This window comes from Citrobacter sp. Marseille-Q6884 (genome assembly GCF_945906775.1).
Lineage (GTDB): Bacteria > Pseudomonadota > Gammaproteobacteria > Enterobacterales > Enterobacteriaceae > Citrobacter.
In genome coordinates this window covers 61,565-85,336 of record NZ_CAMDRE010000003.1, presented here as the reverse complement: position 1 = coordinate 85,336, position 23,772 = coordinate 61,565, and the positions used below count along the sequence as shown (strand labels likewise).

At 49.2% G+C, this 23,772-nt stretch carries 19 protein-coding genes and 7 pseudogenes; 16 read left to right on the top strand and 10 right to left on the bottom strand.

Annotation, left to right across the window (positions count from 1 at the left end; all coding sequences use genetic code 11):
• Positions 1-108: 108 nt before the first annotated feature.
• Entirely contained in the window at positions 109-408 is a 300-nt protein-coding gene (locus N7268_RS23865) for a hypothetical protein (protein WP_024196077.1), read from the bottom strand.
• Positions 409-822: 414 nt separating this feature from the next.
• Here N7268_RS23865 and N7268_RS23860 point away from each other — a divergent pair, with 414 nt between their 5' ends.
• Together N7268_RS23860 and N7268_RS23855 are read left to right on the top strand one after the other, a co-directional pair.
• Complete coding sequence (locus N7268_RS23860; RefSeq protein WP_032951190.1) at positions 823-1,029, top strand: hypothetical protein; 207 nt, start codon at positions 823-825, stop codon at positions 1,027-1,029.
• A 100-nt stretch (positions 1,030-1,129) separates the two neighbouring features.
• Positions 1,130-1,381: a hypothetical protein gene (locus N7268_RS23855; protein ID WP_007372348.1), complete on the top strand. Its 252-nt coding sequence runs from the start codon at positions 1,130-1,132 to the stop codon at positions 1,379-1,381.
• Between the two features lie 36 nt (positions 1,382-1,417).
• Here the strand turns inward: N7268_RS23855 and N7268_RS23850 are convergent, their stop codons facing one another.
• From N7268_RS23850 to N7268_RS23835, 4 genes are all read right to left on the bottom strand, one after another.
• The gene (locus N7268_RS23850; RefSeq protein ID WP_016241538.1) at positions 1,418-1,915 is read right to left on the bottom strand and encodes a hypothetical protein; all 498 of its coding nucleotides are present in this window, start codon (positions 1,913-1,915) and stop codon (positions 1,418-1,420) included.
• Positions 1,916-2,419: 504 nt separating this feature from the next.
• Complete coding sequence (locus N7268_RS23845) at positions 2,420-4,486, bottom strand: ATP-binding protein (RefSeq protein ID WP_004098991.1); 2,067 nt, start codon at positions 4,484-4,486, stop codon at positions 2,420-2,422.
• Entirely contained in the window at positions 4,483-5,874 is a 1,392-nt protein-coding gene (locus N7268_RS23840; RefSeq protein WP_004098990.1) for an SIR2 family protein, read from the bottom strand. The genes N7268_RS23845 and N7268_RS23840 overlap by 4 nt, the downstream gene beginning before the upstream one ends.
• A gap of 7 nt (positions 5,875-5,881) precedes the next feature.
• On the bottom strand, positions 5,882-6,394 hold the full coding sequence (locus tag N7268_RS23835) for a recombinase family protein (protein WP_313958472.1): 513 nt from the start codon (positions 6,392-6,394) through the stop codon (positions 5,882-5,884).
• A 24-nt stretch (positions 6,395-6,418) separates the two neighbouring features.
• Here N7268_RS23835 and N7268_RS23830 point away from each other — a divergent pair, with 24 nt between their 5' ends.
• Together N7268_RS23830 and N7268_RS23825 are read left to right on the top strand one after the other, a co-directional pair.
• Positions 6,419-7,123 carry an IS6-like element IS26 family transposase gene (locus N7268_RS23830; protein ID WP_001067855.1) on the top strand — a complete coding sequence of 235 codons (705 nt, stop codon included), beginning with the start codon at positions 6,419-6,421 and terminating at the stop codon, positions 7,121-7,123.
• Positions 7,124-7,194: 71 nt separating this feature from the next.
• Positions 7,195-7,683 (top strand): annotated as a pseudogene (locus tag N7268_RS23825) (IS110 family transposase); the annotation flags it as partial.
• 219 nt (positions 7,684-7,902) lie between these two features.
• On the opposite strand, the pseudogene N7268_RS23820 reads toward N7268_RS23825, so the two are convergent.
• A pseudogene (locus N7268_RS23820) lies at positions 7,903-8,022 on the bottom strand (transposase); the annotation flags it as partial.
• Positions 8,023-8,291: 269 nt separating this feature from the next.
• Between N7268_RS23820 and N7268_RS23815 the strand changes: the two are divergent.
• The 4 genes and pseudogenes from N7268_RS23815 to N7268_RS23800 form a co-directional block, all read left to right on the top strand.
• Positions 8,292-9,245, top strand: coding sequence for a cation diffusion facilitator family transporter (locus N7268_RS23815; RefSeq protein WP_001198018.1), 954 nt, complete (start codon positions 8,292-8,294; stop codon positions 9,243-9,245).
• Positions 9,246-9,356: 111 nt separating this feature from the next.
• Positions 9,357-9,731, top strand: a complete 375-nt coding sequence (locus N7268_RS23810) for a cytochrome b562 (RefSeq protein WP_011977761.1) — start codon at positions 9,357-9,359, stop codon at positions 9,729-9,731.
• Positions 9,732-10,168: 437 nt separating this feature from the next.
• Positions 10,169-10,750, top strand: coding sequence for a cytochrome b/b6 domain-containing protein (locus N7268_RS23805; RefSeq protein WP_011977760.1), 582 nt, complete (start codon positions 10,169-10,171; stop codon positions 10,748-10,750).
• Between the two features lie 135 nt (positions 10,751-10,885).
• Positions 10,886-11,191: pseudogene (locus N7268_RS23800) on the top strand (VIT1/CCC1 transporter family protein); the annotation flags it as partial.
• Positions 11,192-11,224: 33 nt separating this feature from the next.
• Here the strand turns inward: N7268_RS23800 and N7268_RS23795 are convergent.
• Together N7268_RS23795 and N7268_RS23790 are read right to left on the bottom strand one after the other, a co-directional pair.
• Positions 11,225-13,426, bottom strand: a pseudogene (locus N7268_RS23795) (Tn3 family transposase); the annotation flags it as partial.
• A gap of 53 nt (positions 13,427-13,479) precedes the next feature.
• The gene (locus N7268_RS23790) at positions 13,480-14,184 is read right to left on the bottom strand and encodes an IS6-like element IS26 family transposase (RefSeq protein ID WP_001067855.1); all 705 of its coding nucleotides are present in this window, start codon (positions 14,182-14,184) and stop codon (positions 13,480-13,482) included.
• Here N7268_RS23790 and N7268_RS23785 point away from each other — a divergent pair.
• Both N7268_RS23785 and N7268_RS23780 read left to right on the top strand, forming a co-directional pair.
• Positions 14,175-15,440, top strand: coding sequence for a Tn3 family transposase (locus N7268_RS23785; RefSeq protein ID WP_004198116.1), 1,266 nt, complete (start codon positions 14,175-14,177; stop codon positions 15,438-15,440). The genes N7268_RS23790 and N7268_RS23785 overlap by 10 nt on opposite strands.
• Before the next feature lie 26 nt (positions 15,441-15,466).
• Positions 15,467-16,156, top strand: a pseudogene (locus tag N7268_RS23780) (IS6-like element IS26 family transposase); the annotation flags it as partial.
• A gap of 205 nt (positions 16,157-16,361) precedes the next feature.
• Here N7268_RS23780 and N7268_RS23775 read toward each other — a convergent pair.
• A pseudogene (locus N7268_RS23775) lies at positions 16,362-16,670 on the bottom strand (IS5/IS1182 family transposase); the annotation flags it as partial.
• A gap of 341 nt (positions 16,671-17,011) precedes the next feature.
• On the opposite strand from N7268_RS23775, the gene phnC reads away from it, so the two are divergent.
• The 6 genes and pseudogenes from phnC to N7268_RS23745 form a co-directional block, all read left to right on the top strand.
• Complete coding sequence (phnC, locus tag N7268_RS23770) at positions 17,012-17,839, top strand: phosphonate ABC transporter ATP-binding protein (protein ID WP_012637488.1); 828 nt, start codon at positions 17,012-17,014, stop codon at positions 17,837-17,839.
• Entirely contained in the window at positions 17,836-18,699 is an 864-nt protein-coding gene (gene phnD, locus N7268_RS23765) for a phosphate/phosphite/phosphonate ABC transporter substrate-binding protein (RefSeq protein ID WP_004152695.1), read from the top strand. The genes phnC and phnD overlap by 4 nt, the downstream gene beginning before the upstream one ends.
• 8 nt (positions 18,700-18,707) lie before the next feature.
• On the top strand, positions 18,708-19,535 hold the full coding sequence (gene phnE, locus N7268_RS23760) for a phosphonate ABC transporter, permease protein PhnE (protein WP_004152694.1): 828 nt from the start codon (positions 18,708-18,710) through the stop codon (positions 19,533-19,535).
• An 8-nt stretch (positions 19,536-19,543) separates the two neighbouring features.
• Positions 19,544-20,554, top strand: a complete 1,011-nt coding sequence (gene ptxD, locus N7268_RS23755; protein ID WP_004152693.1) for a phosphonate dehydrogenase PtxD — start codon at positions 19,544-19,546, stop codon at positions 20,552-20,554.
• Entirely contained in the window at positions 20,548-21,417 is an 870-nt protein-coding gene (locus N7268_RS23750) for a LysR family transcriptional regulator (protein ID WP_004152692.1), read from the top strand. Before ptxD ends, N7268_RS23750 begins: the two co-directional genes overlap by 7 nt.
• 107 nt (positions 21,418-21,524) lie before the next feature.
• Positions 21,525-22,044 (top strand): annotated as a pseudogene (locus N7268_RS23745) (IS5-like element ISPst7 family transposase); the annotation flags it as partial.
• Positions 22,045-22,625: 581 nt separating this feature from the next.
• Here N7268_RS23745 and N7268_RS23740 read toward each other — a convergent pair.
• Positions 22,626-23,606: an IS5-like element ISKpn26 family transposase gene (locus N7268_RS23740; protein ID WP_000019473.1), complete on the bottom strand. Its 981-nt coding sequence runs from the start codon at positions 23,604-23,606 to the stop codon at positions 22,626-22,628.
• Positions 23,607-23,772 lie beyond the last annotated feature (166 nt).

Below are 23,772 nucleotides of genomic sequence, written 5' to 3'. Positions count from 1 at the left end.
AATCCATCAGGTGCGAATCGTGGGAATGCGCCAGCTCGGTAACCCCACGTCACCGGATTGAACCATCACAAAAAAGGAGCCCACCGGGCTCCCCAAAAACGAATTGTTTTATTGTTCCTGCTTAGTTCTACGTAGGTACTCTTCAGCCTTTATCTTTATTTGCACGAGTTCAGCGTAAAACTCACGTTCCATTTGGTATGTTGGCATCTGAGTATAATACTCTTCCACCTGTGGCCAAATTCGCTGAAGTTCTGCATATAAATCATGGAGAGCTCTATCTGCCCAAGATGACGATTGGTAGGATTCAAGCTTTCTGATAGTGGCGCTAAGATGTACTAAACGCGCCACTAATACTTTAGTGTTTACGTATTGTGTTACGGTTCTATCCATGTGGTTTAAGTTACTCATATTATTCCCTAATGAGGTGCTCGCAGAATTACGAGGCAGAGATAACATAACCTTAAAACCTACATACGTGTAGCCCAATCATTACTTTATAGCTAAAAATGCCAGATTTACTCTATGGCCCCCAATCCCTACAGACCTACAGCAGATCTCGTCCACATAGGTCAGTTCCAGCGCAAACTATGGGATCTGAATGTTTGTCGAACGAAAACTTACGGTAGTGAAGTAATTGCCTGAAACATTGTAAATAACTTGCATAGAAAACGCCCTCAAAACAGCGTCCTTTTTTTATCGAAGTTTCAACGGTTCTGGTAGAGTTGTTTTCTGACAGATTTTATTATTAACGTGAGTGGACGCGTCTGGCGAATAAGCTGGTGCAACTTCCCGAAGCCCTCCAAACACCAGGAGACTTAATTTATGGAACTATCAACAATTTCTGAAGCGTTGATTGGTGGTTTAGTTGGTGGCACTATCGCAGCAGGTTCCATCCGGGTATTATTCATTCCAGAAAAGTTTGAGTGGATATTGTTAGCCTGTGTTGTCCTTGCCACTGTTGTTACCTTTTTCTTTGGCCACTCTATACCAAATCCATTTATGATGATAAGCAACATGTATAGTTATTGAATATATAAGACCGTGCTCGTTAGACGTGCTCTGATTGATTTCCATATATGTTTCAAAAGCTTCGGGCCAGTTTTTTCTGTGTTAGATAGGATAACAGAATATGATGACACTTCTTTTTTCGATTTACTGTTCCCTGGTCATTATCGCGGGCGCTTTCTTTAGCTGGTTTCAACGTGAAACTATCGCTACCCGCTGCATTCTTTTTGGCGGACTGGTGATAGTAGCAGCGATCAAGCTAACAACGGATTTTACGACTGTCGCTGTTTCCACGGTTCTGATTGAGGGATTTTTGCTAACGGCTTATGTTATTGCTGTCCGTTTTATTCAGTGCATTGTAAACAGGGCTGCATAAACAACCCGGACAGAATGCCCATCTATTTATATCAGGCTAATCTACGTGTGACATTTCAATCGCTGCGCGAGCTTCAATGCCCTTCGATAGCAACAAGTTTGCAATGCGCTCTGCGAGGTCTTGATTGGCGCAATGAAAGCGAATAGGCAACTTTTCATGTTTCTCACTATCGATGTAGAACATTACAGAATTGATACTGTATAGCGATGCATATGAAGGACGAGGTTCTATCATCAAATTCAATTCTGGAATAGAAGCTAAAAGTTTAGACATATAATCATCCAGCAGTTCAATACAAACTGGCCGGATAGTTAATAAAGCGGGATTTTCCTCCGAACTAGTCCATTGTCGTGCCTGTAATCTCAAAATATTGAGAAGGTGCAACGATTCATAAGGAATTGTCTTTCCCGTCCGTTCACCCAGGATAACGGATTCCAATGTGTTAATTCGGGATGATAGTCTTCTTATCTTCCGCAACTGATAGATGCTAAGTGTTAATGTTATCACAAATAAAACACCCAAAATAATTGCCATATTTATATCCCATTCGGTTTATTCGTATTATGCCGTGAATATCGATACTCCAGCTATAGGTGTTCGGGACATCCTCTACGCCGGTAGTATCTGCAAAAACTTGTTATTCCATCATATAGTGCATCTCTGAAAACACCTTTTTCGGGTGATACAGCCTTTCATTACTCGGTTCCCCTTTTATGCTGCTACCTGCCTATCAGGTGGTTAGTATGCTTACCAGCCACTTTTTACTATATTGTCCGTTTTGTTAACTGATTTGTTAATGCTTCCATTTGACAGGTCTGGAAAGATACTTTTCTGATTTTAGGGGTTTGAGGGCCAACGATGTAAAAAACCACGTTAATAGGTTAACCTATTGTTTTATTTTAATTATTAGGTGCTGCATTTACAGCTACTCCAATGATCATGGGGCTGATGGTCGATGGAACGCAATACCAAGTAGATTGATTGCATAAAGTTCCTTCAATTCCGATCTGCCCTCCCGTTTTCACATCCTACTTCAGTTCAATTTTGTTGCCATTCCTTTACAACAGCTTCCCAATTGGCCGTTCTCTCGACCAATTTCCCATCAGCATCCTTTCTTGTCCAAACATCCCAGAAATCAGGGTCATCAGAATGGGGTTGCTGCTCTTTCGTCAAATTTTTCATTTTAACTAAGACAGGAAGTTCAGATGCCCAGCCCATCAGTATTGCATGTTGAGATGGCAATGAAGGCAATTCACGGAGTAATCCTCGCAAATTGTCGGGTACCATTTTATGAACTTGCTCCTGATCTTTGTCATTGCTAATTCGATGCAGAAGAAAAGTATTACATTGAGATAAAACTGTAGGTGATAATTCTGATGGTCGTTGCGAAGAAATAACCATACCGAGACCAAATTTCCTGCCTTCTCGTGCAATTTTCTCAAATACTTGACAGCAAACAGCTGCGACATCCTGATTTTCACTGTCCTCACGATACCGTTTAATAAATGTATGTGCTTCTTCAGCAACAAGTACCGTAGGTAAAGATTTGTTATATAGTCGTCTATAACGTTGCAATGATTCAAAAATAATTCTTGAAATGACAGCTGTCACAAGATGAGTAATTTCAGTTGGTACTAAAGAAAGATCAATAATTGAAACGCAGCTATCACCATCACCATCTTTCCCAATATATGTTTCTAACCAATTAGCCAAGTCAACTCTATGCTCTGAGTCATTGGTTATGGGTTTCATTCTTGTATCCGCAAGCATTGTGCGTATTCTAGCTACTAGATATTCAACATATTGCTCGCTACCATTTTCTTGTGCTAACGCCTCTAAATAGGAGACTAAATTATTTCCGTCAAAAGGGACGGGGATATCCTCGTTTTTAGGAAGGAGTTCACACTCATCGCCTCCAAGGCTCTGAAATGAAGATAACACTCCATTTATGATGTTATCAACTGCGCTAACTTTAGCATTGTAATCTGGATATCTGCCTTCTCTTTGCCCACAAAAATCTTGAATAGAGATGATTAATTTATCTAGCTCAGGGCATGGTGTAGTTAATCTCGCTTTGTATTCTTCCAGACTCTGACGCCAAATATTAATTTTAGCCAAAAGATTTTTGGCTCCAGGGAAATCATTAAGTGCCGCTGCTCCTTTAGATTTATCCGCTTTTAAAGAAACCAAAATTGTACCTAGGTATTTTTTAACTTCTATATCTATATTCTTTTGTAAATCAAATTCTTCATTTCTCATTGCTCTCAAGGAGCGTTTTAGTAATGGAAGTTGTGCTTTAGGACTTGCTTGCGTGAATGATGCCCACTCCGAACTATTCCAAAACCATGAGGGTACTTGTAATTGGTTTTCACTGCCTTCAGCCTCAACCTTAAATACTCTACCTTTAAATTTCGTCGTTGGCCCCAAAGCACGTGCATACTCGCCGTTGGGGTCTAGGATGATAAATCTGGCATTTGGTTTTATTTGTGATTCCAATGCAGATTCGAGTGACCACTGGATTAATCCAGATACAGAGCAAGACTTACCGCTACCAGTATTTCCGAGCACTGCTATATGACGACCAAATAATCTATCAGGATCTACAGCTACATTTGCATTGTTCGCAAGTGGACTTTGTCCAATGATCACTCGCCTATTATTTCCAGATTCGACTATTGATCTAAGTTGTAAATCTGTCGGTAGTAAAATAGCAGCCCCAATAGAAGGAAACGATTCAGAACCTCGTTGAAATCTGAAATAATCAGTACCATCTTTGGACAAACGTTTAAGCATTCCCACCGGATTCAAACTTATTTTTTTTCGGGGGAATGGTAGATTTACTAAACCAAATTCTTGAACATCTCTTTGTTTTGGATAAGGCGAATGTTCTACAGCAAGCCACTCTATTTGCCCAACTAAGTAACCATTATCACATGATATTAATACATAACTGTTTACTCTTGGAAAGTTTCTAGGCGTTCCTGCATTCAAAGCAACAGTATCAGGTGAGTCAATCTCTAATATTGCTCTAATTTCATTAGGTGAAACAAAATCTACAGTGCCGACCCTGAGTTGCTCACCTTGTTCAATCGGAAATGAGTTCATTCAGCATCCTCGCTATTATTTGAAATTGTTGTACGATATAAACCCCTTGATTTCAATAGTTCTGCCATACGAATTGATGATCTGTCTATCGCTGCTTTAGGAAGATAAAAATCCACTAAATTCTTGATATCTCCAAAGTGGTCACCAAGTAATAAAGATATTTGAGCTTTTCTTCCACTTTCGTTTACAAAGCGCATAATTCTACCGAGTGGATCGCCGTAGGCAATTATTACTATATGCGTTGAGGGTATTGTCAGCATGTCAATAATAACACGGTTTATATGTTCATCTCCAAAACTATAACCATATGTTACCAAAGTACTATTAGGACGACATGTTGCAGATGCTAAGTCTCTGAATAGTTCAACATAAGGGTATTCTGATGTTTCTCGGTCTTTAACCGAGTTTGGATAAATCATTAATTGATGATAGTTCGCTGCTCCAGCAGCCTCCACTTGTAAAAAGGGTTCCACCGAACTCGCACCAAAAGGTAATCCAAATCGCCTTATGGCTCCTTCGGTAGTATACCAGTCCAATGAGCCATGTAATTTAGTAAAGCGCGCCACACCTTCCAAATATCTTGGTTCACCACGAATACCCGGTGGATTATAATGATAGTCGACTTCTAGTCGCGAAGATCTGAAAATAGGCGCTATAGTACCAACAAATCTGTCAATTAGTCGAATACCTGCTATTTCAGCTCCTGCTTCAATTATCCTGTCGTAATTCGTCGTGAAAATATGTAATCGATCCCTTGTCGCTGTTCGACTTGAAAAACTCATCAAAAAACTTACTAAATAATTAAACGTTTGTGTTTTTAAATCGTTTTTTGCATCGCGAATTAACTTTTCCCCATTACTAACTGAATCTGAGAATAATTTCAAACATCTTGTTAGCTCATTATTTAACTCAACTAACTCACTTTTTAAATTTCGATATGGGAGAGCACCAGGAGGCGGTTCTGGAAGTGGGAGATTTTGCGCAGTTAAAATCTCTAATCCTTTAATTAACTCATTAATTGAACGGATTTGGTCTTCAATATTACCTCTTCCTCTTCCTGAGGCTTCAGCTGTTTTAGCTACATAACTATCTATTTCAGCCTTGCAAACTTTGAGATCATTAATCCATCCCATGCCTTGAGGTTTCGTGCCTGTCGCTGACTCTTGGATTGCTGAACTAAGTCCCGCGCCAATAAGTATATTTAGGTGTTCAGACTGAAAAAGAGCAGTTAACCAAGGTTCTATTCTTAAACGCAAAAAATCAGGAGTGATTTTATCTCCTGGTTTTGCCCATGAGCAGTGTCCAACAACTTTAAATGCACCAACTTCGCTGTGTGGATCCAACTGAACCGGAGACTGGTCATCTCCAAGCTTTAAGTATTGACTCACTTTGAATTCATCCTTCGTTAGAGTTAATAGCTGTTTTTCTTTTCAGCCTAAAATAGGTCGCCCTTGATATACCCGTTTTTTCCATTACTTCCTTAACTTGTACGTCCTTATTAATCAATTCATTAGCTAATTCAGCCTTCTTGTGAGGCTTTCTTCCGAATTTGACCCCCTTAATCATAGCGGTCTTCCGCCCATCGTTAGTTCGCTCCAAGATCCTTTCTCGTTCCGCCTCGGCAACAGCTGCTAGTATCTGGATAACCATTTTTCCCATTGTGCCTTCAGTACTAAGACCATTCTCTAGAAATCGGATAGCGATGCCTTTTTTATAGCAAGTATCCACAATACGAATCATATCAGCGGTATTACGTCCTAGACGATCCATTTTAGTACAGAGGATGATGTCATCTTTCTCCGCTCTGGCAAGGAGTCTCTGTAGCCCTGCACGCTCATCAGTTGCTCCTGACATCATGTCAGTAAATACGGCACTGTTGCAAATAGTCGGTGGTGATAAACTTATCATCCCCTTTTGCTGATGGAGCTGCACATGAACCCATTCAAAGGCCGGCATTTTCAGCGTGACATCATTCTGTGGGCCGTACGCTGGTACTGCAAATACGGCATCAGTTACCGTGAGCTGCAGGAGATGCTGGCTGAACGCGGAGTGAATGTCGATCACTCCACGATTTACCGCTGGGTTCAGCGTTATGCGCCTGAAATGGAAAAACGGCTGCGCTGGTACTGGCGTAACCCTTCCGATCTTTGCCCGTGGCACATGGATGAAACCTACGTGAAGGTCAATGGCCGCTGGGCGTATCTGTACCGGGCCGTCGACAGCCGGGGCCGCACTGTCGATTTTTATCTCTCCTCCCGTCGTAACAGCAAAGCTGCATACCGGTTTCTGGGTAAAATCCTCAACAACGTGAAGAAGTGGCAGATCCCGCGATTCATCAACACGGATAAAGCGCCCGCCTATGGTCGCGCGCTTGCTCTGCTCAAACGCGAAGGCCGGTGCCCGTCTGACGTTGAACACCGACAGATTAAGTACCGGAACAACGTGATTGAATGCGATCATGGCAAACTGAAACGGATAATCGGCGCCACGCTGGGATTTAAATCCATGAAGACGGCTTACGCCACCATCAAAGGTATTGAGGTGATGCGTGCACTACGCAAAGGCCAGGCCTCAGCATTTTATTATGGTGATCCCCTGGGCGAAATGCGCCTGGTAAGCAGAGTTTTTGAAATGTAAGGCCTTTGAATAAGACAAAAGGCTGCCTCATCGCTAACTTTGCAACAGTGCCGATTTATTCAACAAAGCCCCTTGAAGATGCAGAAAACGGTCTAAGTTCCCGTATGCGCAGAACAATTGCCGAACTCTATGATCTCTTTAACGATCTCGAGCGTCGGATCCATTTTTTTGATAAGGAAATTGAAACAGTATTCAGGCAATCAGAAGCCTGTCAGCGTATCGCCAAAGTTAAAGGCATTGGCCCTAAAACGGCCACGGCCGTTGTTGCTGCTATTGGCAAAGGAACTGAATTTAAGAATGGCCGCCACTTTGCTGCATGGCTGGGTCTGGTTCCACGCCAGCATTCGAGTGGCGACAAGCATCTGCGGACACTTTTTATTCATGGTGCCCGCGCTGTCGTCAGGGTTGCCACGAATAACAATGATGGCCATATGAATCAGTGGGTTAACCAGTTAAAGGAACGGCGCGGATTTAATAAAACGACCGTGGCGGTCGCTAACAAAAACGCGAGAATAATCTGGTCGATGCTGAGAAATGAGACCGAGTATCAGGTAGTGTGAAATTAATCCCCTGCCAGAAAAAGTTGCAGCGTACTGAGAAATGGTGACAGGTTGCACCTGCACAATCGGAACCTGATTTTTATACTGGCCTCAGAGGCCGTCCAGTTGTTGAGGCGATTATGTGCGGATTACCCATTTGGGCACAGATTTTCCTGATGCCGGATAGATGTAAGCAACAACCCAAAACCAGATTCAGTACTTGCAAAACGGAGGTAGTCCATAGATGTAAAACGTGGCATCGGAAATGGCATGCTTGCGGCAGAGTTCACGGGCGGGTACCCCAGCTTCGGCTTCGCGGAGAATACTGATGATCTGTTCGTCGGAAAAACGCTTCTTCATGGGGATGTCCTCATGTGGCTTATGAAGACATTACTAACATCGGGGTGTACTAATCAACGGGGAGCAGGTCAGTGGTAACTGTCAATTTTTTCATATTCTGTTAAGAATAAATTAATGTTTAAAAATTATGATAAATGAATGTCATCACAAACATGGCACGTCCTTTACAGGAATAAATCTCACCAATTATTATATTTTCGCCACAGAACCTGTCCGGGAAGGATAGTCCGTTTAGTATTAACTGTTGATGCTGTTATAAGGAGTTTCTGATGCAGGTAAACAAATTTACGGATGATATTGATATTAGTTCTCATGAGCGTTTCATCGCGGCCCGTAAAAGTACGTGGGTTAGTGTGCTTGTTAATTGTTTTCTGACATCCGGGCAGGTGATTACTGGTATATTTTCTGGATCTCAGGGACTTATCGCGGATGGTATTCATTCCCTGTCTGATTTAGTCTCAGACTTTGTTGTACTCATTGCAAACCATAAAAGTAAAAAAAATCCCGATGATGACCATCACTACGGTCATCATCGTTATGAAAATGGTGCATCATTAATTCTGGGGACAATTTTATTTATTGTTGGCATCGGCATGTTATGGTCAGCAGTAAATAAAATGAAACAACCAGATGATATTCCTCAGGTACATATTGTTGCTCTGTGGGTGGCTTTAGCCGCACTGGTTATCAAAGAGCTTCTTTTTCGCTATATGCTTGCCGTAGCAACCCGAGTAAAATCCACTATGCTGGTCGCTAATGCCTGGCATGCACGCTCTGATGCCGCTTCGTCTTTGGTTGTGGCTATTGGTATTATTGGGAACTTATCAGGTTTTAAATTACTCGACCCAGTTGCTGCAATGGTTGTCGGACTGATTGTAACCAGAATGGGATATTCATTTATGTCAGATTCGCTTCATGACTTGATGGACAGATCCGTGGATATTGAAACTGAAAATAAAATAAAAACCACATTATTGTCAACGCCTGGAGTTGAAGGTATCCATGATCTCAAAACCCGTAAAATGGGAGATCTTGTTGTTGTTGATGTTCATCTGGAAATTAATGGTAATTTATCAGTGAAAGTAGGGCATGACATTGCTGTTTTAGCCAGGAAATCAGTTTTAGATAATCATCATGTATTAAATGTCATGACGCATGTTGACCCTTTTTTTAAGGAGGTAAGTGGCCTTGATTATGGAAGTGTAAATAATCATAAACAATAATTTTAATGCTGATTTTCTTCGGGGAAATTGGCAAATAATTATTTTCTTTGCTCAATGTTACGTCTTCGGATTGTGATTTTTTTAAATGATAGTAAACAATGTGGGGTTATTATGAGAAAAATTATGCATAGTGTTATAATAGGAACAGCCCTTGTTTTATCTACCAGTGTAATAGCTGGTTCTGACGGTGTTGAACATGCCATGAAGATGATGAATAAAAGCTACCGCGCAGCACTTAAGGAGGAGGACGTTACATCTTTCAGGAAAGATATGCAGGATCTGAAATCAACAGCAGAGTCCATCTTGAACGGCCCGGTAGAGGGGTATGACAGGGAAACGTATGTTGCAGGTATGTCACTTCTGATTGATGAGGTAACTGCTGTTGAAAGTACCGCTGAAAAGGAAGGTCTTGACGCTGGGAAAATTGCAGCACAGAAACTGGGCAGTATGATGAGAAAATACCATAATAAACTTGGCGTTGACTGAACCGGGAACTATCAGGAGAAAGTAGATATGCTGGAAAGATATCCCGGAACTGACATGATATAGCTGCTTGTATTAGAATGGATAGTTATGCCCTGGTGAAGAAATTATAATACGTTATCTTATCTGCTCAGTACATATAAAAATGTTGGGGTCGCAAACATGCTTACCGATGCTACATTGCCTCAACATAAGCTAAGTCCTATTGATGTTGCACGGGGCGGATATACCCGCTTCGTGCTTCACTGAAACATACTGATGATCTCTTGGCTGGAAAAACACTTCTTCATGGTAATCTCTTCATATTACTGATGTGATGTACTATAGGTTTAGATACCATTCTCTGATTAAAGAGTATTGTTTAGTTCCGATAAGTTAAGGTTTCGTTAATAAAAAGGCATATTGATTTGGTCAACCACCCCTAACAAAGTGGCTAAATTATGAATGAAAATTTACGTAATGCTCTCCCTCACAAAGACACACCATTTCTACGTGTGCTTCATATCATCTTAGCTGTATTGATTTTATTGCAGATTGTTAGTTCAAATCTTACCGAAAGCGATGCTCTCAGTGACTATACTCTCACAGGGTTCGTTACATGGTTCCATGTTATCACTGGATTATCACTGATTGTTCTTGGGTTAATCATGCTTGCATGGATGCTAACACAACGAGGATTTCATTACTATTTTGCTTGGCTGACTCTTGATTTTCGAGGTGTGGTTGAAGATATCAAAATGCTGATGTCATTCCGTCTCCCTGAAGCTCATGCTGGTGGGATTGCTGCCTTAGTCCAGGGGCTTGGTGTACTTGCGCTATTGGGCGTTGCATCATGTGGTGGTTTCTGGTTTGCACTCAATACAATTCCTGGAATGTCGCCAGTGCTGACAGAAAGTGTCCTAAATTTGCATAAGTTTCTGACTGTATTTATTGAAACCTATTTCTGGGCGCATGGTTCGATGGGGTTGCTGCATATATTTCTCACCATCCGTAGCCAAATGAAAAATTCCGTTACGGAATAGTGTGATAGATTGATGATTAATAAAGTGTGCTGTAATGGCTGGATAAAATTGACTACAATAGTTTAATTATCTGTCAAGGCATTCTTATATGTCCGTAATTCCGATTAGTGTGCGTAGTTGAAGGAAAGCAAAGATATGCATCTTGAACGACACAGCATCGAAAAAGTGGGATGGCTTCGGGCGGCTGTACTGGGGGCAAATGACGGAATTGTTTCGACAGCAAGCCTTGTCCTTGGTGTTGCGTCAGCAAACACCAGTTCTTCGGGAGTTTTACTTGCTGGTGTTGCCGGACTGGTTTCTGGTGCGATGTCGATGGCAACGGGAGAATATGTTTCAGTCTCATCTCAGGCTGATACCGAAAACGCTGCACTTGCTCAGGAAAAAAGGGAGTTGGAAACCGATTATGAAGGTGAAATGCAGGAACTGACTTCACTTTATATAGGGGTTCGAGGTCCAATGATGTAAAAAACCACGCTAAGAGGTTAATTCATTGTTTGTATTCAAATTTAATGGTCTTAACTCGCCCTTCAGAATATCTTCCGGTAACGAAAACGTATAATGTCCCAGCATATTTATATGGCCATGTATCAGCGGCGATAATCTTGCCAGATGCTCCTCTTCAGGTGTTTCCCCCGATTTGCGAAGATGTGACAACGCCTCCTGCATGTAAAGTGTATTCCACAGCACAACCGCATTGGTCACCAGACCCAGAGCACCGAGTTGATCTTCCTGCCCTTCACGGTAGCGTTTTCTAATCTCACCACGTTGTCCGTAGCAAATGGCTCGAGCCACTGCATGGCGTCCTTCTCCCCGGTTGAGCTGAGTGAGGATCCGACGCCGGTAATCCTCATCATCGATATAGTTGAGAAGATACAACGTCTTGTTGACCCGGCCCACTTCCATAATCGCCTGAGCCAGACCAGATGGTCGGCTACTTCTCAACAGTGAACGAATAAGCTCTGATGCATGGATGGTCCCAAGCTTCAGTGAGCCCGCCATTCGCATCATTTCATCCCATTGGGATTCTATTTTTGACAGTTCAACACATCCCCGGGCCAGCTCATTCAGGGCACCATAATGTGCCGTTTTATCTGCCCGCCAGAATATCGCCCCGCCTGCATCGGCCAGACGAGGGGAAAACTGGTAGCCCAGTAACCAGAACAGGCCAAAAATGATATCGCTGGATCCTGCCGTGTCCGTCATAATTTCTACCGGATTCAGCCCGGTCTGCTGCTCCAGAAGCCCTTCCAGTACAAAGATGGAATCACGAAGCGTCCCGGGAACTACAATGCCATGGAAACCGGAGTATTGATCGGAGACGAAGTTGTACCAGGTGATACCGCGTCCTGAACCAAAGTATTTACGATTTGGTCCGGAATTAACCGTTTTAACCGGTGTGACAAAACGCATACCATCTGCGGAGGCAACCTCACCACCTCCCCAGTACCCCGCGAGCGGCAGCGTGGACTGAAAATCAACCAGCCGTGCATTAGCGGTGACCAGCGTTTCTGCCCTGAGATAATTTTGTTTAACCCAGCTCAGACGATGGCGAGTAAGCGCGGGAATATTATGCTTTATCAGGGGTTCATGCCCTATATTGCAGGCTTCTGCCAGCAGTGTTGCGCACAGACTGACCTGGAGATCCTGCGCCCGAGCACCTGATTCACTGACGTGGCTGAATTCGCGGGTAAAACCGGTTCGGGCATCTATTTCAAGCAACAGCTCCGTCAGATCAACCGGAGGGATCAATTCTCTTACCCGACGATTCAATTGTATCAGTGCCGGTGGCTCATCCAGTTTATCCAGACTGCTAATCGTCAGTGAGGGATGCTTACCTTCATTGCTTATGCTGACCGCTGCGTTGCAGGCAAAACGTGAAGCCACTGATTTCCATGTGTCATCAAGCCGCGTAGCCAGTTGTTCTGCTGCTTTAGTTCCGTCTGATGGATGACCCAGCGCCCGACATACCGGGATGCGTTGTGCCTGCCATTCAGCTCCCTGAAGCAATTTTTGACGCGGGTCCCCCCACCGATCACTGTTCTCCAGCCAGAGATCACGACGGCGCAAAGAATCTTGAAGGCGCTCGAGAAGACACAGCGAGTAACCCGCTCGTAGAATCCTACCATCTCTGTCGTAGACCAGACGTTTCCATGGGCCGGAAATGATTTGCTCTGGTGCATCGTCGAGAATTCGCTTTTTTGAGCCACTCAGTTCGGCCAGATAATGGATTGCTGACAACGTGAGCTCCCCGGCCGGGGCGGCCTGAAAGTGTAAGTCACGCAACATCGCGGACAGGAAACGCTTCACCCGTCCATATTGTTCCACCATTTCATCCTGAAACTGAGTATCTTGCGGGCGCGCCAGCTCATTTACCTTGCCGACGGATTCAGCCAGTTTGTCCTTTGGTATGCGGCGAAAAATAGCCTGCCGCAGAGCTGCTTCATCGGTGTTCTCATCAAGTAATAACGTGCATGCCCGTGCCAGTAATAGCGCGGCACGATCAAGATCTTTCAGGGTCCTGAGCCGCTTTTTCTGCCCGATATTTTTTGCAGAACGCGTGATATCCAGAATAAGCATATCCAGCACATCCACGGCCTCGTCAAGCGCCGAAATTTCCTGTGCTTTCACAAACGCAGTAAGCACGGCCAGTCGCCGTTCGTCAGGCATTCTTGAAATGGGCACTGTTGCAAAGTTAGCGATGAGGCAGCCTTTTGTCTTATTCAAAGGCCTTACATTTCAAAAACTCTGCTTACCAGGCGCATTTCGCCCAGGGGATCACCATAATAAAATGCTGAGGCCTGGCCTTTGCGTAGTGCACGCATCACCTCAATACCTTTGATGGTGGCGTAAGCCGTCTTCATGGATTTAAATCCCAGCGTGGCGCCGATTATCCGTTTCAGTTTGCCATGATCGCATTCAATCACGTTGTTCCGGTACTTAATCTGTCGGTGTTCAACGTCAGACGGGCACCGGCCTTCGCGTTTGAGCAGAGCAAGCGCGCGACCATAGGCGGGCGCTTTATCCGTGTTGATGAATCGCGGGATCTGCCACTTCTTCACGTTGTTGAGGATTTTACCCAGAAACCGGTATGCAGCTTTGCTGTTACGACGGGAGGAGAGATAAAAATCGACAGTGCGGCCCCGGCTGTCGACGGCCCGGTACAGATACGCCCAGCGGCCATTGACCTTCACGTAGGTTTCATCCATGTGCCACGGGCAAAGATCGGAAGGGTTACGCCAGTACCAGCGCAGCCGTTTTTCCATTTCAGGCGCATAACGCTGAACCCAGCGGTAAATCGTGGAGTGATCGACATTCACTCCGCGTTCAGCCAGCATCTCCTGCAGCTCACGGTAACTGATGCCGTATTTGCAGTACCAGCGTACGGCCCACAGAATGATGTCACGCTGAAAATGCCGGCCTTTGAATGGGTTCATGTGCAGCTCCATCAGCAAAAGGGGATGATAAGTTTATCACCACCGACTATTTGCAACAGTGCCAAAACAATCACGTCAGACCTAAAGACAGAAAGTTGTTACTGACCACCATCCTGGCCGATGGTATCAACCTTGGACTGACAAAAATGGCCGAATCCTGTCCGGGAACGACCAAATCGTCACTCGAGGGCATTCAGGCCTGGTACATCAGGGATGAAACCTATTCAGCTGCGCTGGCCGAGTTGGTCAATGCCCAGAAAAAAAGCCCTCTGGCGGCATTCTGGGGCGATGGAACAACGTCATCGTCTGATGGACAGAACTTTCGGGTGGGGAGTCACGGGCGTTATGCTGGTCAGGTCAATCTTAAATACGGTCAGGATCCAAGCGTGCAGATTTATACGCATATTTCGGACCAATACAGCCCGTTTTACACCAAAGTTATCAGCCGCGTGCGGGATTCAACACACGTACTTGATGGTCTGCTGTACCACGAAACTGATCTGGAAATTACAGAGCATTACACCGACACAGCAGGTTTCACTGAGCATGTTTTTGCGCTAATGCATCTGCTCGGATTCGCTTTTGCGCCAAGGATCCGGGATCTTCATGACAAACGGCTGTTTATTCATGGAAAAGCTGAGTTGTATCAGGGGCTTCAGTCAATCATCTCGACAACCAGCCTGAATCTAAAGGAAATTGAAACCCACTGGCATGAGGTGCTGCGTCTGGCAAGTTCTATAAAGCAGGGAACGGTAACAGCATCACTGATGATGAAAAAGCTGGCAAGCTATCCGAAGCAGAATGGTCTGGCAAAGGCGCTGAGAGAGATTGGCCGCATCGAAAGGTCATTGTTTATGCTGGACTGGTTCAGGGATCCTTTACTGCGTCGACGCGTACAGGCGGGGCTGAATAAAGGTGAGGCTCGCAATGCCCTTGCGCGAGCGGTCTTTATGCATCGGCTGGGTGAAATCAGAGATCGGGGGCTGGAGAATCAGAGCTATCGAGCCAGCGGTCTGACGTTGCTGACTGCGGCGATCTCACTGTGGAATACGGTATATATAGAAAGAGCGATAGATTCTTTGAGACGAAAAGGGATCCCGATTAATGAGCAACTGATTACCCATCTGTCACCACTGGGATGGGAACATATCAACCTGAGCGGGGATTACGTCTGGAGAACGAACCTCAAACTGGGACAGGGTAAATACCGCGCATTACGCTCAGTGAATAGTAATATGTACAAAAAACAGGCTTAGCGTAGGATAATTTCCGTTTTCCAAGCGGACCCCATTTTCAGCGTGACATCATTCTGTGGGCCGTACGCTGGTACTGCAAATACGGCATCAGTTACCGTGAGCTGCAGGAGATGCTGGCTGAACGCGGAGTGAATGTCGATCACTCCACGATTTACCGCTGGGTTCAGCGTTATGCGCCTGAAATGGAAAAACGGCTGCGCTGGTACTGGCGTAACCCTTCCGATCTTTGCCCGTGGCACATGGATGAAACCTACGTGAAGGTCAATGGCCGCTGGGCGTATCTGTACCGGGCCGTCGACAGCCGGGGCCGCACTGTCGATTTTTATCTCTCCTCCCGTCGTAACAGCAAAGCTGCATACCGGTTTCTGGGTAAAATCCTCAACAACGTGAAGAAGTGGCAGATCCCGCGATTCATCAACACGGATAAAGCGCCCGCCTATGGTCGCGCGCTTGCTCTGCTCAAACGCGAAGGCCGGTGCCCGTCTGACGTTGAACACCGACAGATTAAGTACCGGAACAACGTGATTGAATGCGATCATGGCAAACTGAAACGGATAATCGGCGCCACGCTGGGATTTAAATCCATGAAGACGGCTTACGCCACCATCAAAGGTATTGAGGTGATGCGTGCACTACGCAAAGGCCAGGCCTCAGCATTTTATTATGGTGATCCCCTGGGCGAAATGCGCCTGGTAAGCAGAGTTTTTGAAATGTAAGGCCTTTGAATAAGACAAAAGGCTGCCTCATCGCTAACTTTGCAACAGTGCCGGTCTTAAACAACTGAACTGGGCTAGCGAAGGAGTGGGGGCAACAGCAGCTGCGCTGGTAGACTTATCCACAGTTGCTGGTAACAAAATCAGCAATCCGCCCTGGGTCAAATTTCAATCGGCAGGGTGGGTCAATTTTCCATCAGCGCCAACAAATGGTGGTTTCGTCGGGGATGCGCTCCAGGTTCAGCCCGGCAAACTGGCGCAGGATCGTGGTTTCGTACAGCGCTTCCTCCATCGCTGGATCGCTGTAGCCGAACCAGTTCTGCAGCAGATGCACACGCAGCATCGCCATCAACGGGTAGGCCGGACGGCCACCTTCACCCTTCGGATAATGTGGCTCGATCAAAGCAATCAAGCCCTTCCACGGCACCACCCGATCCATCTCGATCAGGAACAACTCCTTGCGGGTTTGCTTGCGCTTGCCAGCGTACTCGGCGTCGGCGAAGGTCATCTGCTTCATCGGGAAACTCGGTGGGTGGGGGCGCGGTATTTTGCCAAATCAGAAAGTCTTTTTCAGAGTTTCCCTAGTGTGCGCTCTCTTGCTTGGATGGCATTACGTTCTGGCCCAACGTTACTGTAGCGAATCCGCAGCAGTATCAATCAAAGCCTCCTGTATCCCGCGTGAAGAAAGACGCTACGTTGCGCCCGTTCTTCCACGGCTTCGCTTGCCGCCCCGCTACGGCAGATTCGAAGTATTCATCGAAATGTCATCCTTTAGAAACAGTGCGTTAACAAGGAATTTCTATCCTTTGCATCGCGAACCGCAATTGTGCGGCCAGCAATATTGCAAAAGGTGATCAAATGATGCCCCATCCAATACAGGACGCCGTGCTGCGGGTCGACCGGTTGAGCGTCGTCTATCCAGGCGGCGTGACAGCCCTACGCGATACCTCGATTGCATTTCGGCGTGGTGAGTTCACCGTGCTGCTTGGTCTCTCGGGCGCAGGCAAGTCGACCTTGCTCCGTAGTCTCAATCGACTCGTCACGCCCACTGGCGGCAGTGTCACCAGCGAACTCGGTGAGCTCGGCAGCGGCTCGGCCTTGCGTCAGCATCGTCGGCGTACCGCCATGATCTTTCAGCACCACCAGCTAATCGAACGTCAAAGCGCACTGGCTAATGTGCTTACCGGTCGGCTGGCCTTTCACAACACGCTCCGCTCGCTGTTTCCTCTGCCGCGTGCCGATCAGGAGATTGCGCTCAGTTGCCTCGCTCGGGTCGGTCTGGCAGACAAGGCGCTAAGCCGGGTGGACAAACTGTCCGGTGGCCAGCAGCAGCGGGTAGGCATCGCGCGTGCGCTAGCGCAACAGCCGGCGATCATTCTGGCCGATGAGCCGGTAGCCAGTCTCGACCCGGCCACTTCGGTCCGTGTTCTCGGATTGCTGCGCGACATCTGCAAGGAAGACGGCATCACCGCCATCGTTTCGCTGCATCAACTCGAATATGCCCGCCGCTTCGCCGATCGCGTCGTCGGGCTGGCCGATTCTCAGATCGTTTTCGATGCCGCGCCCTCGGAACTCACCGATGCGCAGCTTGAGCGCATCTATGCAGGCCGCTCTACGACTCAGCCAGCGAATGCTCCGGCTGAACCACCTGTCATGCTCGAACCTTCACTGGAGATGTCCCGATGAAACGCTTATCCGCGCTCTTATTGACTTGCTTGCTGTCCGCTGTTTCAAGTTTGTCCGCCCTAGCGGCCGATGCCGATCCGGATGTGCTAAAGGTTGCCCTGCTGCCGGACGAAAACGCCTCCGAGCTGATCAAGCGTAACCAGCCGCTGAAGGATTATCTGGAAGAGCATCTGGACAAGAAGGTGCAGCTGATCGTAACCACCGACTATTCCTCGATGATTGAGGCGATGCGCTTTGGCCGTATCGACCTGGCGTATTTCGGTCCGCTGTCCTACGTCATGGCCAAAAGCAAAAGCGACATCGAGCCCTTCGCTGTCACGGTCATCGACGGCAAGCCGACCTATCGCTCGGTGATTATCGCCAATGTGGCGTCAGGCGTGAATGAGTATGCCGACCTTAAGGGCAAGAAGATGGCCTATGGTGACCGGGCATCGACGTCCAGCCATTTGATTCCCAAAACCGTGCTTCTTGAGACGGCCGGTTTGACGGGTGGGCGGGACTACGAAGAATATTTTGTGGGCACGCATGACGCCGTTGCCGTCAACGTGGCGAACGGCAACGCCGATGCGGGTGGGCTGTCGGAGGTAATTTTCAATCACGTAGTCGAACGTGGCCTAATCGATCCGAGCAAGGTGAAAGTACTTGGTTACAGCGGCGAATACCCCCAGTACCCCTGGGCGATGCGCTCGAACCTGAGCCCCGAGCTGAAAACCAAGGTGCGGGATGTATTCGTCGGTATCGACGATCCCGAAGTGCTGCGCAACTTCAAGGCCGAGGCCTTCGCGCCAATCACCGACGCCGACTACGATGTGATCCGCAAAATGGGATCGCTGCTCGGCCTCGACTTCGCCACGATGTGAGCACCGATATGTCTACTCATTACGACGTGCAGGCGCTGCCTGCAGAGCAACGCGAGCACATCCTTCGAGGCTTCGGCCTCGGTTGGTGGCGCCAGCTGGGGCAGGTGGCGATTGTATTCGGAGTGGTGCTGTTGGCCTGCTGGTACGTGGGGCTGCTCGATGCCACCACGCTGCTGAACGGGCTGCCCTCCATCGCGACCCTGGCAGGCGAGGCCATGCCGCCAGACTTTTCGGGCTATCGAAGCTGGATTCGCCCCTTGATCGACACCTTGGCGATGAGCATCGCCGGTACGGCCATCGCAGTGGTGTTCTCGCTGGTGGTGGCCTTCGTTGCAGCGCGCAATACGGCGCCGCACCCCCTTGTGTTCGGTGTTGCCCGGGTGCTGCTCAATGCCCTGCGGTCGGTGCCGGAGCTGATCATGGGCATCATCTTCGTTGCAGCCGTAGGGTTCGGCGCCTTGCCGGGCGTGCTTGCCCTGGGTCTGCATTCGGTCGGCATGGTCAGCAAGTTCTTCGCCGAGGCCATCGAGCACGTCGACGAAGCGCCGGTGGAAGCCGCTCGGGCGGCGGGGGCTACGCCGATGCAAGTGCTGCTGCACGCGGTTTTGCCACAGGTGACGCCGCAGTTCGCCGACGTGGCGATCTACCGCTGGGAATACAACTTTCGCGCCTCCACCGTGATGGGCATGGTTGGCGCCGGCGGTATCGGCTTCGAACTCATGGGCTCGCTGCGCATCATGCAGTACCAGGAGGTTGCAGCAATCCTGCTGGTCATCCTGGCCATGGTCACGCTAGTAGACGCCTTCAGTGGCGTGCTGCGCAAACGTTTCAAATAGGACAAAACATGCTGCCGAAACTCGTTATAACTCACCGAGTACACGATGAGATCCTGCAACTGCTGGCGCCACATTGCGAGCTGGTGACCAACCAGACCGACAGCACGCTGACGCGCGAGGAAATTCTGCGCCGCTGTCGCGATGCTCAGGCGATGATGGCGTTCATGCCCGATCGGGTCGATGCAGACTTTCTTCAAGCCTGCCCTGAGCTGCGTGTAGTCGGCTGCGCGCTCAAGGGCTTCGACAATTTCGATGTGGACGCCTGTACTGCCCGCGGGGTCTGGCTGACCTTCGTGCCTGATCTGTTGACGGTCCCGACTGCCGAGCTGGCGATCGGACTGGCGGTGGGGCTGGGGCGGCATCTGCGGGCAGCAGATGCGTTCGTCCGCTCTGGCGAGTTCCAGGGCTGGCAACCACAGTTCTACGGCACGGGGCTGGATAACGCTACGGTCGGCATCCTTGGCATGGGCGCCATCGGACTGGCCATGGCTGAGCGCTTGCAGGGATGGGGCGCGACCCTGCAGTACCACGAGGCGAAGGCTCTGGATACACAAACCGAGCAACGGCTCGGCCTGCGCCAGGTGGCGTGCAGCGAACTCTTCGCCAGCTCGGACTTCATCCTGCTGGCGCTTCCCTTGAATGCCGATACCCAGCATCTGGTCAACGCCGAGCTGCTTGCCCTCGTACGGCCGGGCGCTCTGCTTGTAAACCCCTGTCGTGGTTCGGTAGTGGATGAAGCCGCCGTGCTCGCGGCGCTTGAGCGAGGCCAGCTCGGCGGGTATGCGGCGGATGTATTCGAAATGGAAGACTGGGCTCGCGCGGACCGGCCGCGGCTGATCGATCCTGCGCTGCTCGCGCATCCGAATACGCTGTTCACTCCGCACATAGGGTCGGCAGTGCGCGCGGTGCGCCTGGAGATTGAACGTTGTGCAGCGCAGAACATCATCCAGGTATTGGCAGGTGCGCGCCCAATCAACGCTGCGAACCGTCTGCCCAAGGCCGAGCCTGCCGCATGTTGAATCCGGTCTGGCTGAAGAGCCTGGTAGCGATCGTTCAAACAGGCAGTTTTCAGAGCGCGGCGAGGGCGTTGGGGCTGGCCCAGCCGACGGTGTCGCAGCACTTGCAGAAGCTTGAAGAGCAGGTCGGCGTAACGCTGGTGCAGCGCAGTCGTAGCGGCTGCCAGCCTACCACACGGGCGCTGGCCTTCATGCCGCATGCGACCGCCTTGCTCGACATGCACGCCCGGGCGCTAGAAGCCCTGCATGGCAATCGTGAGCGCGTCGGGGCCAGCACCAACATCGGCACCTACCTTCTCCAGCCATTCGTGCGCAACTATCTGACGACCGCAAATGAGAGGGGCGAGGTGGATCTGCGCATCGCCGCCAACCCGGATGTGGCCGACCAGCTACTGGCGGGCCAGCTCGACGCCGCGATCATGGAATGGTGGCTACCTCACCCCGACTTCGAACACCGCCTCTGGCGGGTCGAGCCGCTGGTGCTTATCGTCAGCCCCGACCATGCGCTGGCTGAAGCAGGGTGCATAGAACGTGATCGTCTGGTGGACCTGCCGATGCTGGGAGGTGAACCGGGTAGCGGTACCGGACGGCTTCTGACCGAATACTTTGGCGAACTGGGCGTGCCTCGCAGCGGTATGCAGCTAGGCAGCACCGAGGCAGTCAAACAAGCAGTGAGGGCGGGACTCGGCGTGTCGTTGGTGATGGCTTCCGCAGTACAAGACGAAGTTCGCAGTGGCGCGCTGGTAGCTCTTCCCATCCCGGGGCTTGAAAAGCGTCTCCAACTGATCTGGCGCAAACCTCCCGGAAATCTGCACCCGCCGGGATTTGTGCGGCACTTATTGGAGGAGGCAGATCTAGCTGGATAAGGTGATGGATGGTTGCGATCCAGCGCTTGGCTTGTCAGCCTAGGGAAACTCTGAAAAAGACTTTCTGATTTGGCAAAATACCGCGCCCCCACCCACCGAGTTTCCCGATGAAGCAGATGACCTTCGCCGACGCCGAGTACGCTGGCAAGCGCAAGCAAACCCGCAAGGAGTTGTTCCTGATCGAGATGGATCGGGTGGTGCCGTGGAAGGGCTTGATTGCTTTGATCGAGCCACATTATCCGAAGGGTGAAGGTGGCCGTCCGGCCTACCCGTTGATGGCGATGCTGCGTGTGCATCTGCTGCAGAACTGGTTCGGCTACAGCGATCCAGCGATGGAGGAAGCGCTGTACGAAACCACGATCCTGCGCCAGTTTGCCGGGCTGAACCTGGAGCGCATCCCCGACGAAACCACCATTCTCAACTTCCGCCGCTTGCTGGAGAAACACGAGCTGGCGGCCGGCATCCTCGCTGTCATCAATGGCTCTGGGCGACCGCGGCCTGTCGCTGCGCCAGGGCACCATCGTCGATGCAACGCTGATCAATGCGCCCAGTTCGACCAAGAACAAGGACGGCAAGCGCGACCCGGAAATGCACCAGACCAAGAAGGGAAACCAGTATTATTTCGGCAGTGCGACCTGAAAGTCGCATGGGTTTCTGTTCCGCAGGTTAACGCCCGACGGAACCGACTGTTCCACCACTCGTTCCCTACCCAGACAGGCGTGGCCGGTAACAGCCGGGTCTGAAGCTCTGGGGACAATGTAACCGCCGATATTTCGGTAGGTCGAACCGCGAGGCCAGACTGAATCTGCCAGCATCAAGGCGGAGAGGCGCCAGGGATGAACAGGTACCCGCCAACTGCACGGGGGTGATGGTGCTCGCTTGGCGACTGGCTTCTTGCTGGAGGTTAGAGATTGCTTCGGCAATTGCCTTGGTCTGAGCCACATAGCTGCCGGATAGGTTGGCAATCACAATGCAGCAACGCGGTAACTCCAGAGCGGCGCTCATCAGGCAGCTGAGTGTGTAGGTGCTCACGGTAGCCAGCGTACCGCCGCCGATGACAGGGAAGGTGCGAATAAGCAGGTCATTTCTTCCCAAGCTGACTCGCTGATTAAAATTTCGCGGATCTGGGCCGATTTTTTTCCCGCAAACACATCGAATCAGCCTATTTAGGCTATTTTTTCCACCATTTCTGGCGTTATTTCCGGTTTTTACTGAGATCTCTCCCACTGACGTATCATTTGGTCCACCCGAAACAGGTTGGCCAGGGTGAATAACATCGCCAGTTGGTTATCGTTTTTCAGCAGCCCTTTGTATCTGGCTTTCACGAAGCCGAACTGCCGCTTGATGATGCGAAACGGGTGCTCCACCCTGGCACGGATGCTGGCTTTCATGTATTCGATGTTGATGGCCGTTTTGTTCTTGCGCGGATGCTGCTTCAAGGTTTTTACCTTGCCGGGACGCTCGGCGATCAGCCAGTCCACATCCACCTCGGCCAGCTCCTCGCGCTGTGGCGCTCCTTGGTAGCCGGCATCGGCTGAGACAAATTGCTCCTCTCCATGAAGCAGATTACCCAGCTGATTGAGGTCATGCTCGTTGGCCGCGGTGGTGACCAGGCTGTGGGTCAGGCCACTCTTGGCATCGACACCAATGTGGGCCTTCATGCCAAAGTGCCACTGATTGCCTTTCTTGGTCTGATGCATCTCCGGATCGCGTTGCTGCTCTTTGTTCTTGGTAGAGCTGGGTGCCTCAATGATGGTGGCATCCACCAAAGTGCCTTGGGTCATCATGACGCCTGCTTCGGCCAGCCAGCGATTGATGGTCTTGAACAATTGACGGGCCAGTTGATGCTGCTCGAGCAGGTGGCGGAAATTCATGATGGTGGTGCGATCCGGCAGGGCGCTATCCAGGGATAATCGGGCAAACAGGCGCATGGAGGCGATTTCGTACAGGGCATCTTCCATGGCACCGTCGCTCAGGTTGTACCAATGCTGCATGCAGTGAATACGCAGCATGGTCTCCAGCGGATAGGGCCGTCGGCCATTGCCCGCCTTGGGATAAAACGGCTCGATGACTTCCACCATGTTTTGCCATGGCAGAATCTGCTCCATGCGGGAGAGGAAAATCTCTTTTCGGGTCTGACGGCGCTTAGTGCTGAATTCACTATCGGCGAAGGTGAGTTGATGGCTCATGATGTCCCTCTGGGATGCGCTCCGGATGAATATGATGATCTCATATCAGGAACTTGTTCGCACCTTCCCTAAGTCAATCACTTTAAAGACTGAAGTCTGGCGCAGTAGCCCCTGAAAGTTGAATATCCAATTCCAATGAGTAGGGGGCTGAGCCATCCGGTAAGGG

Bases quoted from the DNA above. Each gene is read 5' to 3' on its own strand.
- N7268_RS23865 (WP_024196077.1), bottom strand. From the start codon at position 408: ATGAGTAACTTAAACCACATGGATAGAACCGTAACACAATACGTAAAC.
- N7268_RS23860 (WP_032951190.1), top strand. From the start codon at position 823: ATGGAACTATCAACAATTTCTGAAGCGTTGATTGGTGGTTTAGTTGGT.
- N7268_RS23855 (WP_007372348.1), top strand. From the start codon at position 1,130: ATGATGACACTTCTTTTTTCGATTTACTGTTCCCTGGTCATTATCGCG.
- N7268_RS23850 (WP_016241538.1), bottom strand. From the start codon at position 1,915: ATGGCAATTATTTTGGGTGTTTTATTTGTGATAACATTAACACTTAGC.
- N7268_RS23845 (WP_004098991.1), bottom strand. From the start codon at position 4,486: ATGAACTCATTTCCGATTGAACAAGGTGAGCAACTCAGGGTCGGCACT.
- N7268_RS23835 (WP_313958472.1), bottom strand. From the start codon at position 6,394: ATGATAAGTTTATCACCACCGACTATTTGCAACAGTGCCGTATTTACT.
- N7268_RS23830 (WP_001067855.1), top strand. From the start codon at position 6,419: ATGAACCCATTCAAAGGCCGGCATTTTCAGCGTGACATCATTCTGTGG.
- N7268_RS23815 (WP_001198018.1), top strand. From the start codon at position 8,292: ATGCAGGTAAACAAATTTACGGATGATATTGATATTAGTTCTCATGAG.
- N7268_RS23810 (WP_011977761.1), top strand. From the start codon at position 9,357: ATGAGAAAAATTATGCATAGTGTTATAATAGGAACAGCCCTTGTTTTA.
- N7268_RS23805 (WP_011977760.1), top strand. From the start codon at position 10,169: ATGAATGAAAATTTACGTAATGCTCTCCCTCACAAAGACACACCATTT.
- N7268_RS23785 (WP_004198116.1), top strand. From the start codon at position 14,175: ATGGGTTCATGTGCAGCTCCATCAGCAAAAGGGGATGATAAGTTTATC.
- N7268_RS23790 (WP_001067855.1), bottom strand. From the start codon at position 14,184: ATGAACCCATTCAAAGGCCGGCATTTTCAGCGTGACATCATTCTGTGG.
- phnC (WP_012637488.1), top strand. From the start codon at position 17,012: ATGATGCCCCATCCAATACAGGACGCCGTGCTGCGGGTCGACCGGTTG.
- phnD (WP_004152695.1), top strand. From the start codon at position 17,836: ATGAAACGCTTATCCGCGCTCTTATTGACTTGCTTGCTGTCCGCTGTT.
- phnE (WP_004152694.1), top strand. From the start codon at position 18,708: ATGTCTACTCATTACGACGTGCAGGCGCTGCCTGCAGAGCAACGCGAG.
- ptxD (WP_004152693.1), top strand. From the start codon at position 19,544: ATGCTGCCGAAACTCGTTATAACTCACCGAGTACACGATGAGATCCTG.
- N7268_RS23750 (WP_004152692.1), top strand. From the start codon at position 20,548: ATGTTGAATCCGGTCTGGCTGAAGAGCCTGGTAGCGATCGTTCAAACA.
- N7268_RS23740 (WP_000019473.1), bottom strand. From the start codon at position 23,606: ATGAGCCATCAACTCACCTTCGCCGATAGTGAATTCAGCACTAAGCGC.